The 13,246-nt window shown below is 46.7% G+C and carries 11 protein-coding genes and 1 pseudogene; 6 read left to right on the top strand and 6 right to left on the bottom strand.

Annotated elements, in window-relative coordinates:
• The first annotated feature begins 211 nt into the window (after window positions 1–211).
• Together BKE30_RS14995 and BKE30_RS14990 are read left to right on the top strand one after the other, a co-directional pair.
• Window positions 212–1,645 carry a pyridoxal phosphate-dependent aminotransferase gene (locus BKE30_RS14995; RefSeq protein ID WP_076879371.1) on the top strand — a complete coding sequence of 478 codons (1,434 nt, stop codon included), beginning with the start codon at window positions 212–214 and terminating at the stop codon, window positions 1,643–1,645.
• A 276-nt stretch (window positions 1,646–1,921) separates the two neighbouring features.
• Window positions 1,922–2,100 (top strand): annotated as a pseudogene (locus BKE30_RS14990) (DUF4172 domain-containing protein); the annotation flags it as partial.
• A gap of 12 nt (window positions 2,101–2,112) precedes the next feature.
• Here BKE30_RS14990 and BKE30_RS14985 read toward each other — a convergent pair.
• The 3 genes from BKE30_RS14985 to BKE30_RS14975 all read right to left on the bottom strand — a co-directional run bounded on the left by BKE30_RS14985 (window position 2,113) and on the right by BKE30_RS14975 (window position 3,777).
• Window positions 2,113–2,628, bottom strand: coding sequence for a protein tyrosine phosphatase family protein (locus BKE30_RS14985; protein ID WP_076879370.1), 516 nt, complete (start codon window positions 2,626–2,628; stop codon window positions 2,113–2,115).
• A gap of 112 nt (window positions 2,629–2,740) precedes the next feature.
• Window positions 2,741–3,319: an NAD(P)H-dependent oxidoreductase gene (locus BKE30_RS14980; protein WP_076879369.1), complete on the bottom strand. Its 579-nt coding sequence runs from the start codon at window positions 3,317–3,319 to the stop codon at window positions 2,741–2,743.
• Between the two features lie 71 nt (window positions 3,320–3,390).
• Window positions 3,391–3,777 carry a MerR family transcriptional regulator gene (locus tag BKE30_RS14975; RefSeq protein ID WP_076879368.1) on the bottom strand — a complete coding sequence of 129 codons (387 nt, stop codon included), beginning with the start codon at window positions 3,775–3,777 and terminating at the stop codon, window positions 3,391–3,393.
• A 126-nt stretch (window positions 3,778–3,903) separates the two neighbouring features.
• Here BKE30_RS14975 and dnaE point away from each other — a divergent pair, with 126 nt between their 5' ends.
• From dnaE to cysE, 4 genes are all read left to right on the top strand, one after another.
• Window positions 3,904–7,437, top strand: coding sequence for a DNA polymerase III subunit alpha (gene dnaE / locus BKE30_RS14970; protein ID WP_076879374.1), 3,534 nt, complete (start codon window positions 3,904–3,906; stop codon window positions 7,435–7,437).
• A 145-nt stretch (window positions 7,438–7,582) separates the two neighbouring features.
• Window positions 7,583–7,876, top strand: a complete 294-nt coding sequence (gene yidD, locus BKE30_RS14965; protein ID WP_076879367.1) for a membrane protein insertion efficiency factor YidD — start codon at window positions 7,583–7,585, stop codon at window positions 7,874–7,876.
• A gap of 162 nt (window positions 7,877–8,038) precedes the next feature.
• Entirely contained in the window at window positions 8,039–8,998 is a 960-nt protein-coding gene (locus BKE30_RS14960) for an RNA methyltransferase (RefSeq protein ID WP_083698621.1), read from the top strand.
• On the top strand, window positions 8,991–9,821 hold the full coding sequence (cysE, locus tag BKE30_RS14955; RefSeq protein ID WP_076879366.1) for a serine O-acetyltransferase: 831 nt from the start codon (window positions 8,991–8,993) through the stop codon (window positions 9,819–9,821). The genes BKE30_RS14960 and cysE overlap by 8 nt, the downstream gene beginning before the upstream one ends.
• Before the next feature lie 48 nt (window positions 9,822–9,869).
• Here cysE and BKE30_RS14950 read toward each other — a convergent pair whose 3' ends face one another.
• The 3 genes from BKE30_RS14950 to BKE30_RS14940 form a co-directional block, all read right to left on the bottom strand.
• Window positions 9,870–10,580: an OmpA family protein gene (locus BKE30_RS14950; RefSeq protein ID WP_158073207.1), complete on the bottom strand. Its 711-nt coding sequence runs from the start codon at window positions 10,578–10,580 to the stop codon at window positions 9,870–9,872.
• Window positions 10,581–10,712: 132 nt separating this feature from the next.
• Window positions 10,713–11,675, bottom strand: coding sequence for a type VI secretion system-associated protein TagF (tagF, locus tag BKE30_RS14945; protein ID WP_158073206.1), 963 nt, complete (start codon window positions 11,673–11,675; stop codon window positions 10,713–10,715).
• Window positions 11,675–13,192 (bottom strand): type VI secretion IcmF C-terminal domain-containing protein, encoded by a 1,518-nt coding sequence (locus BKE30_RS14940; protein WP_227518420.1) that lies wholly within the window; start codon window positions 13,190–13,192, stop codon window positions 11,675–11,677. The genes tagF and BKE30_RS14940 overlap by 1 nt, the downstream gene beginning before the upstream one ends.
• Window positions 13,193–13,246: the final 54 nt, after the last annotated feature.

Here is a 13,246-nt window from a genome sequence, read left to right as displayed (position 1 = left end):
TTATTCCAAGAACATGGTGTTGCACTTCAAATGCTAATCTAAGTATTTATTTAAGTAGCCAGTTTAAATCAATCCACAAAAAAGCAAAAAGTAAGCAAAATATTTAAAAGTTTATAGAGAACTGTATTTTATTCTCAAAAAAGTAAGCAATTCAAATTGACGTAAGCAAAAATGAGGCCTATGCTGAATGCTTGTGTACTGAGGCCTAAAAATGTCGCAAAAGAAAAGCGTTATTTTTAAAAAACTTTTACCTGTCATCAAACAGTATCAGGACGAAGGGTATACCCACGAAAAAATTGTGGAATTACTTAAAACCAGTCATGAACTGGATCTGGTGACAGTTAAAACCTTCAAAAGCTACCTTTACCGCTATGCCAGTAAAGATCAAATAGTGAACCCTGTCATGTCTACAAGCTCTTCAATGCCCAATAACCGTCGCGCTATTAAAAAATCTGCCAAGCTGGACAATGTCTGCTACGACATTCGCGGGCCGATTTTACGAGCGGCGGTGGAAATGGAAGAACAGGGTCACAAGATTATTAAATTAAACATCGGTAACCCTGCGCCTTTTGGCTTTGAAGCACCGCAGGAAATTATTAACGATGTAGCCATTAACCTGCCCAATGCCATTGGTTACTCGGATTCCAAAGGTATTTTTCAGGCACGCAAGGCGGTGTTTCAGTACTACCAGCAAAAAGGCCTGTTTAATGTTGATGTCAACGATATTTATATTGGCAATGGCGTCTCAGAACTGATTGTGATGGCCATGCAGGGCCTGCTGGACAATGGCGATGAGATGCTGGTGCCCATGCCCGACTACCCGCTGTGGACTGCTGCGGTCAACCTGTCTGGTGGTCAGGCCATCCACTATAAGTGTGATGAACAAAATGGCTGGTATCCCGATATTGCCGACATCGAAAGTAAAATCACGGCAAATACACGCGGCATTGTGGTCATTAATCCCAATAATCCAACGGGTGCCGTATATCCGCGTCATATTCTGGAGCAAATCGTACAAATTGCCCGCAAGCATGACCTGATTATTTTTGCTGACGAAATTTACGACAAAATTATCTACGACGACATAGAGCATATCCCACTCTGCACGCTGGCCAGCGATGTGTTGTGCATGACCTTTAATGGTTTGTCGAAATCCTACCGCATTGCCGGTTTTCGCTCCGGCTGGATGATGGTTTCTGGTGATAAATCACGCGCCAAGGACTATATTGAAGGGCTGGACATGCTGGCCTGCATGCGTCTGTGCGCCAATGTACAGGCACAATATGCCATCCAGACCGCGCTTGGCGGTTACCAGACCATTAATGATCTGGTTAAGCCCGGTGGTCGTTTGTATGAACAGCGCAATATTGCCTGGGAAATGCTAAATGAAATTCCCGGGGTTTCCTGTGTTAAACCGCAGGGTGCCCTGTATTGCTTCCCTCGCCTAGATCCGGCCATTTACCCCATTGAGGATGATGAGGAGTTTATGCTGAATTTCCTGCGGGCCGAAAAAGTGCTGCTGGTACAGGGCACCGGCTTTAACTGGCCAACCCCGGATCACTTCCGCGTGGTGTTTTTACCAGCCGAAGGTGAACTGCGTGAAGCAATCAAACGTCTAGACCGTTATCTGGCCAGCTTGCGTTAATCCATCTTAAAAAAGACACTTCAAAAGCCTCACAGTGACCTGTTGAGGCTTTTTTTAATTGAATGAGCCGAATAATTATTATATTCGGCTCACCACTATTTTGATTTTGCGTTTATGAAAGAATAGATATGGCAACAGCCTCACTGGAAAAATGCAGGCCAAGCTGATTTTCACTGTTCAGAAGCAGTAGTTTTGCCTAAAAGCCGTATAATTTATCAAAAATTGGCATCTTGCTGGGCCAAACCAGCCATGATCCAAAGCATGCAACATTTTGCACTTCATAAAGCACGGCGCAAGGTACTCAACCGCTTGCTTGATGGCAGTGAAAATGGCTTTGAACAAGGTATTAGTGGATTGCAGTACCAGAAAGTGGCCAAGGTGAGCAAAACAACTGCCACCCGACACCTGACTGACTGGAAAAAGGCTGTGTTAAAAAGCTGGAAGCAGCTTTTTAGAATGCGCTTTGATTAATAGCTAAATTGTTCAGCCTGCAACTGCATTGCCACGGCATTAATCAGGCCAGTCCAGGTTTCATCCGGTTCCCACACCTGATGCAGTAATTCATCAGCTTGCTCAATTGGCATCTTCATATAAAAGCGGCGATATAAATACATCAGGCTGGAAACCCGCCAGTTTTTGGCACAATGAATCCAGACCAGTTGATCCTGCAAATGATGAATGGCTTTTAAGGCAAAGAGCGCCTGACTGGCTGACGGACAATCCCACAGAAGCGGCAAATGAACATAATGCATGCCCAGCTCAAGGACTGTACGGTCTTCATAAATATGCTCGCGCATCAGACTGTTGGAGGCGTCATTCAAGGCCAGATTAACCACCGTCGATACACCGGCCTGACAGATCAGTTCCAGTTGCTGCACGGTCGGCTGGCCCGAACTGTACAGGTTATCGTGGATTTTCTGGACATTTAAAATTTCACTGACATTAATGCCATTCAAAAGCTCAGATGATGGATGCTGACTCATGCTTCTCTACCACAGTTGCAATTTTCCAGATGAATTAGCTTACCCTAGTTGAAGGTGAGTTGTGTGATTTGTAGACGTTCATTTCATCGTATTTTTGAAACCATTTGAAAACTTAAGCTTTTTTGCCTAATGCATAGGCTTGTGCCAGCCATCTTTGCCGCTGTATGAGGCTGGCACTTATGATAGGCCCTATGGTGTAAACCCGAACCGGCTTGATGCCGCAAAACTCAAGCGTATTGTTTTTAATGTGACGAATGGCTGGTGCCTGATAGATCCATTTAAAATACCAGATCGGTGTATCCATGGTGACAATCAACTGCGCCGTTTTTCCCGTTAACAATGGCTGCGGAAATGCCTTGCCAGACTGGTACTGAAACGCAAATTTTGGCAGAAAAACCCGGTCTATAAAGCCTTTAAGCACAGCAGGTACACTGCCCCACCATACCGGATAAACAAGGGTAATGTGTTCAGCCCAGACCAGCAGTTGCTGGGCACGTTGCAGGTCTGCTTCGAGGGTCTGGGAATGCCGGTATGCTTCCCGTAGAACAGGGTCAAACGCAAGCTGATCCAGATAGATCACCTCAATTAACTGCTTACTTGCCTGTAAGCCCTGAATATATTGCTCTGTTAACGCCCTGCCCAGGCTCCCAGTGCCAGACTGTACCGAAATCACCAGAATACGCTTGTTCATGAATAGCCTTTATTCAGTCATAAAACATAAAGGCTAAAGCTTTACCCTAGGGGCAAAGTCAACTCCCTGTATCATTTAATCTGGCATTGCTCAAGCAGGGATTGAGAACTCTGTTGCAGGCACTGGGTAATTTCCTGTTGCATGCTGGCTAAATCAATAGTGAGTTGCTGCAACTGGGCTATTTGTAACTGCACCTGTTGCTGCCTGATTTCAAGTTGCTGCTGCAAGGCTTGCCAGTCCGGTTCGTCGTTTTCCGGGGTTAATAACATCTTTAGTTCTGATAATTTAAAACCCAGCGCCTGCCCCTGTTTAATCAACTGAAGCAAAAGCAGATGTTTTGCCGTATAAACCCGATATATGCCCTGCCGTGGAATTTTTCCTAGCAAGCCTAACTGTTCATATAAACGAATGGCCTTGGTCGAGCATTGACTCTGGCTGGCAAGCATTCCAATGTACACGTAGAAAATTCCGTTTCAAAAATAAAATAGCCTTTTATCTTAATTCCATAATTAATAATCGCCCATGTTTTTATTAACTGCCCAGACAGGCATGGTATGATTTCCATGTCAAAACAGGAGGCAGTAATGAGCTTTATTCATCTGGGCATACATAGCGAATTTTCAATTGTCGATTCGATTGTCCGTATCCCCGCGCTCATCAATGCCGCCGCAAAAGATCAAATGCCGGCCATGGCCCTAACCGACCTGTCCAACCTGTATGCGGCTGTCAAATTTTATAAAGCCTGTCTGGGCAAAGGCATCAAGCCCATTCTGGGTAGTGAAATCCGCCTATGTGATGAAAAAGGCCGGGCCACCCTGCTGGCCATGAACAACGATGGCTGGCGCAACCTGACTGAACTTGTGTCGCAGGGCTTTACTGACGGCCTGAATCTGGGTATTCCCTGTATTGAACGTGACTGGATATTTAAAAAAAATAATAGCCTGATTGCTCTGCTGGGGATGCACAGTGACGTGGGTCAGGCCTTGCGTAGCAGTACCCCGGAAAAAGCAGAAAGCCTGCTGGAAGACTGGATTGTACAGTTTGCTGACCGGGTCTATCTGGCGATTACCCGTACCAATCGTCCCGGTGAAGATGAGTATATTGAACTGGCGCTGCAACTGGCCGAAAAGTATCAGGTTGGTGTGATTGCGCATAATGATGTGCGCTTTATGCAGGCATCGGATTTTGAGGCGCATGAAGCCCGTGTATGTATTGCTTCCGGCTATGTACTGGGTGATGAACGCCGCCCGCGCGACTATAGTGAGGCCCAGTATTTTAAAACCCAGGCCGAGATGGAAGCGCTGTTTTCCGACGTGCCTAGCGTACTTGAAAATACCTTGGAAATTGCCAAGCGCTGTACGGTTAGCCTGACCCTTGGCAAAAACTACCTGCCCAATTTCCCTATTCCGGATGGTCATACCATTGCCACGTTCTTTGCCGAACAATGCCAGCTTGGCCTGCAAGAACGTCTAATCCAGTTGTATCCTGAAGGTTGTGATGAAAGAGAGAATGACAACTGGCCAGAACTGTATCAGCAATATTTAGACCGGCTCCAGTTTGAAATCAAAACCATTCTGGATATGGGTTTTCCGGGCTACTTCCTGATTGTGATGGACTTCATCAAGTGGGCAAAAAACAATGGCGTGCCGGTTGGGCCGGGTCGTGGCTCGGGTGCAGGCTCACTGGTGGCCTATAGCTTAAAAATTACCGACCTTGATCCGCTACGCTATGAGCTGCTGTTTGAACGCTTCCTGAATCCCGAACGGGTTTCCATGCCCGACTTTGATATTGATTTTTGCATTGCCGGGCGTGACCGCGTCATTGACTACGTGGCACAAACCTATGGCCGTGAAGCCGTGTCCCAGATCATTACCTTTGGTACGATGGCCGCAAAAGGTGCTATTCGTGACGTGGCACGCGTACTGGGCAAATCGTATGGTCTGGCTGATCGCCTGTCCAAACTGATTCCTGCCAAGCCCATTGGAGTTGATCTAAAACAAGCGTTGGAGATGGAGCCGCAACTTAAAGATATTGTGAGCAATCCGACTCATAATGACTTTGAAGATGCCACTGAAATCTGGGAAATGGCCCTTAAATTAGAAGGCATTACCCGTAACGTTGGTAAGCATGCCGGTGGCGTACTGATTGCACCCAACAAGATTACTGATTTTTCCGCTGTGTATTGTGATGAAGAAGGTTCAAGGGTTAGCCAGTTTGACAAGGATGACGTTGAAGCCATTGGGCTGGTCAAATTTGACTTTTTAGGCCTGCGCAACCTGACTGTAATTGAAGATGCCATTCAAAATATTAATGTCCGGCGCAAGCAGCAACAGCAGCCTTTACTCAACCTGACTGCCCTGCCACTGGATGACAAACTGGCTTATAAAGTATTTGCCGATGCGAATACTACAGCGGTGTTCCAGTTTGAATCCCCCGGCATGAAACGCATGCTTAAAGAGGCCAAGCCCAGCCAGTTTGAGGAAATTATTGCGTTTGTATCGCTGTATCGCCCTGGCCCGATGGACCTGATTCCCGACTTTATCCACCGGATGCATGGCGGCGATTTTGAATATTTGCATCCCTTACTGGAAAACGTGCTCAAGCCGACTTATGGCATTATGGTGTATCAGGAACAGGTGATGCAGGCTGCACAGGTGTGTGCCGGTTACTCATTGGGTGGTGCGGATTTGCTACGCCGCGCCATGGGCAAGAAAAAGCCTGAGGAAATGGCCAAGCAGCGTCTGACCTTTATTGAGGGGGCGGCGCAGCGTGAAATTGAAGAGCGCAAGGCCAATGAAATTTTTGACTATATTGAAAAATTCGCAGGCTATGGTTTCAATAAATCGCATGCGGCAGCCTATGCACTGGTGGCTTACCATACAGCATGGCTAAAAGCGCACTATGCGGCAGAATTTATGTCAGCGGTGCTCACCTCGGAAATGCAAAATACCGATAACGTGGTATTCCTGATCTCCGATTGCCGCAGTATTGGTCTGGAAGTGTTACCGCCTTCGGTTAATATGTCCAATTATAAGTTCCGCGCCTCAAATGAAAAAACCATTATTTATGGTTTAGGAGCCATCAAGGGCGTGGGCGAAGCGGCCATGGAATCGGTCATTATTGCCCGTGAGCAGGATGGCCCCTATAAAGACCTGTTTGATTTTTGCCACCGTATTGACCTGAAAAAAACCAACAAGCGCACCTTAGAGGCCCTGATTCGTGCGGGTGCCATGGACTGTTTTGGTATTGAGCGCGCTAGCCTGATGGAACAATTGCCAGAAGCTGTACAGGCCGCCGAACAGGCACGCCAGAACCGCGAAATTGGCATGATGGACTTGTTTGGAGAAGTTGAAACCGTACAACGTCCAGTCAGTAAATTTGTTAAACCCTGGAGTGATGAAGTTCGCCTTAAAGGTGAAAAAGACACGCTGGGTCTGTATTTAACCGGTCATCCCATGGATGTCTACCGGCAGGAATTAAAAAACTTCATTCCAACCAGTTTGAGTGAGCTTGGTGCCACGCGGCGTGGCAGTACCACAGTTTTTGCCGGTTTGATACTCGATGTTGCCAACTTTCCCAATCGCACCGTGATTACACTGGATGACGGTACCGCCCGCCTTGAAGTCAACACCAATTTTGACCGCCTGCAACGCTACAAGGAACTGGTTAAGGTTGACCAGATTGTTGTGATTGAAGGTGAAGTGGTGGAACGGGAAAATTTTGACCGTCCCATTGGCCGCCTGAATAAGGCCTTTAGCCTAAATGAAATCCGCGCCAAGCGGGCCTTGAATATTGTGCTGCACCCCCCCGAAGCCCTGATGCAGCACAGCAGCTTTGCGCCAGAACTGGCAGCCATCTTGCAGCCGTATACCCAGATCATTGACGAAAACAGCAAGAAAATTCCCATGCATATTCAGGTAGAAACTGCCTATGCACAAGGTACTCTGGAGCTGTCTGAACAATGGTGGGTGCGGGCGGAAGATGAGTTATTGCGCGCATTGCGGGAATATCTGGGCAAGCAGGCAATTTATGTCAATTACCAGACCAAGAGCAAGGCACAAAAATTAGCACCTTCTACTGCGCAGCACATAGAACCCAGAGAAGTAGTGTATTCCTGATTTACAGTTTGGTTAGCATCAAATGTCCAAACCGGAGTTCATGCAAAATGCCTAATCCCTGTTGCCAAACCGCAACAGGCGTATTCTCCACTTTAACAAATTACCGGTTTAAACTTTAATTTTTAAAAATGAAGCGTTTAATACCATGACTCATTCTATAATTAAAGCAAGTAATTACACTGCACTACAACTGATTAAAGGCTATCAGCGCTATTTATCACCCATCAAGGGTTTTAAATGTGCCTCTGGTCATCTCTATGGCGATACCACCTGTTCGGCTGCTATAAAAGCGATTGTTAAAAATCAGGGAATTGTTCAGGGTTTTCCGGCCATCCAGAATCAGTTAAAACGTTGCCATAGTGCCGCACGCCAGCTTGCTGCCAATCCCGGTCAGCCTCAATCTGGCGTATTTTGCTGTGTCCTGCCCATTCCCTTATAATAATCAACCTTAAGTATAGTGACTGCATCAATGGCAGCAGCCATTAGCCTTATAATTTAGTTATTATACTGATTAAAATTTGTTCTATTCATGGTTTCTCGCGCCATCGTAGAACTATTTATGCTGAAGGTCTAATGGTATAGTTATAGCAATTTAAGTGGAATGTATATTCCAGATTTAACCTGCGAGTTTACTTTGTCTGATGCTCTAACTGTTCAAGCGCAACTTCAGCGTATTCGTATTGTCATGGTCAATACTACCTTACCAGCCAATATTGGGGCTGCGGCACGTGCCATGAAAACCATGGGCCTATCCAGACTGGTGCTGGTAGCGCCCAAAACTTTTCCAAGCGGCGATGCCACGGCACTGGCCTCAGGTGCTGCCAGTGTTCTGGAACAGGCCGTGGTGGTAAACACTCTGGAAGATGCAATTGCTGATTGTCATGTGGTGTTTGGAACCAGTGCCCGCAGCCGTACCATTCCCTGGCCGTTGCTTGAAGCCAGAGCAGCAACCGGACTGGCAATTGAACAGGCTGACCAGCACGAGATTGCCATTGTATTTGGCCGTGAAGACCGTGGCCTGACCAATGAAGAACTGGCCCAGTGTAATTATCACTTAACCATTCCAGTTAATAGCGACTATGGTGTATTGAATGTTGCAGCAGCCATTCAGGTGGTTTGCTATGAACTGCGCATGCATGCACTGGAAAAACAACAGACCGTCCAGGCTGTATTATTAACAGATACAATGTCAGAGGCACCTGCTCAAGCCGAAACTCAGCCTGAGTTAATGCCCTTGCCCAATCAACAGGCCATGCAGTGGGATGAACCCTTAGTCACTCAATCACAAATGCAGCAGTTTTATCCGCATCTGGAAGCCATGCTCACTGAGATTAATTTTCTTGATCCGCAAAATCCACGACTTCTGCCATTGCGCTTGCGTCGCCTGTTTGGTCGTATTCAACTGGACCGGATGGAATATAACCTGTTACGGGGTATTTTTGGCCGGGTGCAAGCTCTAAGCCGTGGCGACTGGCCAACAAAAAATTTACAGCCGCTAAATCCCGATAACCATGATAGCACCTCGCAATCTGTGAAACAGGATGATGACAACCATGCTTAAGCAGCTCAAAGAAGATATTCAAGCCGTCTTTGCCCGTGATCCTGCTGCACGCAATACACTGGAAGTCTTGCTCACCTATCCTGGTATTCATGCCCTCATTATGCACCGGGTGGCGCACCAGTTCTGGCAAAAAGAATTTAAAGGTACAGCACGCGGTATTTCCACCTTTAACCGGTTTCTAACCGGCATTGAAATTCATCCCGGGGCAAAAATTGGCAAGCGCTTTTTTATTGATCATGGCATGGGCGTAGTGATTGGTGAAACTGCCGAAATTGGTGATGATGTGACCTTGTATCACGGCGTAACCTTGGGCGGCACCACCTGGAACAAGGGGAAGCGTCATCCAACGCTTGAAGATGGTGTAGTGGTTGGCGCCGGGGCAAAAATTTTAGGGCCATTTGTGGTTGGCAAAAATGCCAAGATTGGCTCAAATGCGGTAGTTACCAAGGCCGTACCGGACAATGCCACGGCTGTTGGCAATCCCGCCCGCTATATTTTAAAGGATTATCAGGAACAGCCTGCTTCTTTGAGCCTTGATGATTCACGTCGCATGAATTATGCAAAATCGCTGGGTTTTCAGCCTTATGCCGCAGTGCCCAATACCTCTGACCCTGTGATGGATGGTTTCAGGATTTTGCTGGATCACATGCAAAAAACCGATCAGCGCTTGCAGGATATTTGCACCAGCCTGTCTCAGGTCAACCCGGAATTTTGTGTGCAGCGCCAAAAGCCACTCTCCAAGGATGACCAAGCCATTATTGAAGAAATCAAGCGCGAGTGTGACCTAAGTTCCTGTTCAAACGAACAGGCTTTTAAAAAATAAATACAGCGCCTGATTTCTCATCAACCATGGTGCTGTAGGATAAGCCTTTTACAGCACTTCAAACTCAATACGACGATTGCGTCGTCTGCCTTCTTCACTGCTATTATCAGCCACCGGCTGGTTGGCCCCTAGCCCTTCCGTACGCAACAGTGTTGTATTGACGCCCTTACCAGCCAGATAATCACGCACAGCATTGGCCCGTTGCAGTGACAGTCCCAAATTGGTGACCGGATTACCCTGACTATCCGTATGCCCAATAATCCGCACTGATTTATTGCCCACTTTATTTAGGGCAATTGCCATTTCATCTAGAATGCGCTGACCCACAGGGGTTAAAATTGCACTACCCGATTCAAACTCCACAATACGATTGCCCAATGCCTGATCAATCAGTTTTTGTTCAGATGCATTAATTTCCAGTTGCTGTTTTACTTTATAAACTGCAGACACACCAGTCGTCATTTTCTGGGTTAATGTAGCCTTGATTGCTTCTGATGGCACCTTACCGCTTAATTGAATATTACTACCAGCAATTTCAAGTCGGCCCTTAGTCACATTTTTTAGCTCGGGCTGAATGCTATTCAATACGGTTTGCCGCCATTCAGGGGGCGTGGTTACTGCGGCCACAGTAATCTGGTCTACTACATTCTCTCCATATAATCCTTTAAGCCTGCTTAGAATTTGCTGTTTGGTTTGTGCATCCGGCACTATACCATTGGCAATTACAGGCTCCTGCGCACTTAACGCAAGGCTTGTCACAAGGCTACAGGCAAATAGCCACCCTCTATCCCAATGACTAACATATAGTTTATTGATCAATTTAAAATCAGCCATTGGAATGTTATTAAAAAATCTCATTGTTTTACCTTTTATTTGAGAAAAAGTATTATTTTAAGCACCCAGGAAAATCTGCTTAAATAGCCTGATCGCATCCACAAGTGACATTTGGCTATCTCCAAGCACCTGCTCAAACGTGGCCAGTCCAGCATCATTTTCCAGATAATTATCAACCCACGCTGCATCTTCAATGTTTACCCAGTGCTCTGAGCTGGTGTTGTTTTGCATCAGGCCACTGAGCGCTGCAATGTCAGCACCCTGAAACCCTACCATTAGCTGGGGTCTGGTTTTATTCCATAACATAATGGACAATTCAATATTGTGACGCTTGATAAAGCCTACAATTAAGTCCAGCCAGAAAGTTGCTGCAAAGTGCATGTCAGGCGCTGGCCCAAGTGGTAACAGCAGTATTTTATTGAGCTTTTTAGCACCTTGGCTAATCACGGGTTGTAACAGCAAACCCAAAGCAATCAGGCTCTGCACAAAATTATAGGATTGCAGTCCCAAAAAGCTTGCAAACTGACAAAGGCTCTGGCCAGCCAATAGTGCCTGATAATTACTGCTGGCCTCTTCTTTTAACTCGTAGGGCTGCTCCAGCACTTGCATCAGTTGGTTGCTATCCTCAAGATGCAAAAGATGCTGGTTACGCTTGCAGGCAGTTTGCCATAGATGATCCAGTATCAGGGGTGCCTGCGCAATGAAGTGCTCAGGTTGCCGGATTTGAATACGGCAACCTGTAACCATGGGAAACCGTCGCTTTGACGTATCATGGCTCGCGCTTAGGTATCCGGTTAATGCAATAGGCATTTTAGGGTTACAAAATACAAAGCTCATTCCGGGCATTAAATCAAAACTGTCATATCCAGTCTGGCAGCCAGAATAATCTTCCAGTGCCTTGGTAATCCATTCATCCAGTATGCTCAGCATGGCATGCTGGCCAGTACTGCGTACAAAATCACCCCGGGCCGGGCATTTGCCAAAATAAAAATATTCAACGTTGATGACCTGATTTTGCACTATGGTTTTGCTCCTGTGGAGGCAGGAGTTACTGCTGTTGCATTTGCCAAGGTGCTATTTATACCATTATTGATACTGCCCGGTTTTTGCGCAACGGGCTGGATGGTATTTGCAGTAGCAGGAGTATCATTGCCTATGCTAACAACAGGCACCAGCTGTAAGCCTTTTAGGCCATTACTGCCAGTAGGCGCATCACTATTATTGGCAGGCCCACCACTAATCAGCCGAAACTTCACAGTAAGTGGTGCAGTATTAGCCTGCCCATTCCAGCGCAATTCAAAACTGCCATCGGCAAGTTTTTTTCGGGTGGCTGAAGTCATCAGCTTTTCAAGGCCATAAGCGCCCGGCTCATCTACAATAGTGACGACATTACCCGACAGGTCTGTGGCTATAATTTTAACGCCCGGCTGACTGGACGGATTAGGCCAGACAAAACTCACCCACTCCGGTAAGCCATTGTTATAACGCAGGCGCTGGCCATCAATATCAATGACATATTCACTAAGGCCTGCAATGGGTAAGGGATAAATCTGGAATGTTGTCTGGTCTGGATTGGCAGTTGCCTTGCCCGGATTATTCAGGTTGGCCGTGCTCGGGCTGCCACCAACCGGTGCAATATATTGGGGGAAGTCCGCCACAAATTTTGGATTAAGGCTAATACCAATACCATTCCACGTTTTTGGCGCAAGCTGTAAACCACGGCGAATTACCAGTGGGTCAAGCTGACTGGTGACAAACTGCGAAACACTACCGGACTCGCCTAGAATGCGGCCAATTTCATTGGAAGTGGCCTCTATCCGTGCGCCGGGTGCAAAAGGATACTTGGCGGCAAGTGTAGTACTAAACGGCTGATACACCTGAGCGCCCCACAAGCGATTCAGTTCCTGTTGCGCAGGCGTCATTAATACCTTATACGACTGTACCAGTGGCTTAACCAGCAAGGGCCGTAAAATCTGACGCATCTCATCACTGGTGCCTGCCAGCATCTGCTCATCGACCAGTTGCTGAGTAGCATTAAATTCCGAGCCACTCTCCTGCACGGTCTGGCGCACTAGTCCAATCACACTGGGCCCTATATCACCAGCATTGGCAATCTTATTAAGCCGTGAACGAATTGCAGCCAGCTGGTCAATATAATTATCCAGCAAGGCGCGATTCTGGTTATCCTCACGTATCCTTGCCATGTTATAAACAGCTTCAAACTCACTGCCAATAATGCCCAGCTTTGCTTGTGCCTTGTTCAGGCCAGCCGTATCAATATTAATCTGGACAGGTGTTGAACCCTGACGTAATACCCGGCTTTTAAACCATGTCACAAAACCCTGCTTGGCCAGACTGGTGCTTTCATCAACAGCAGTGGGATTATCCCAGCTGGTTTCAGTCGCTATCAAAGCAATCATTTTACGCGCTGGTGACTGCTGGGTATCACCAAGACTGTTCATTACCTTGAGCTGCTGGTTAAAGTCACGGGCAGGCACATAATCAATAGCCCGGATAAACTTCTTCCACTCCTGAATATATTCCTTTTTACTTAGATTCTCAAATGAAGTGCAACAGAGATTAATTTATTG

The sequence above is a fragment of the Alkanindiges hydrocarboniclasticus genome (assembly GCF_001982605.1).
GTDB lineage: Bacteria > Pseudomonadota > Gammaproteobacteria > Pseudomonadales > Moraxellaceae > Alkanindiges > Alkanindiges hydrocarboniclasticus.
This window is presented reverse-complemented; position numbering and strand designations above follow the sequence as displayed.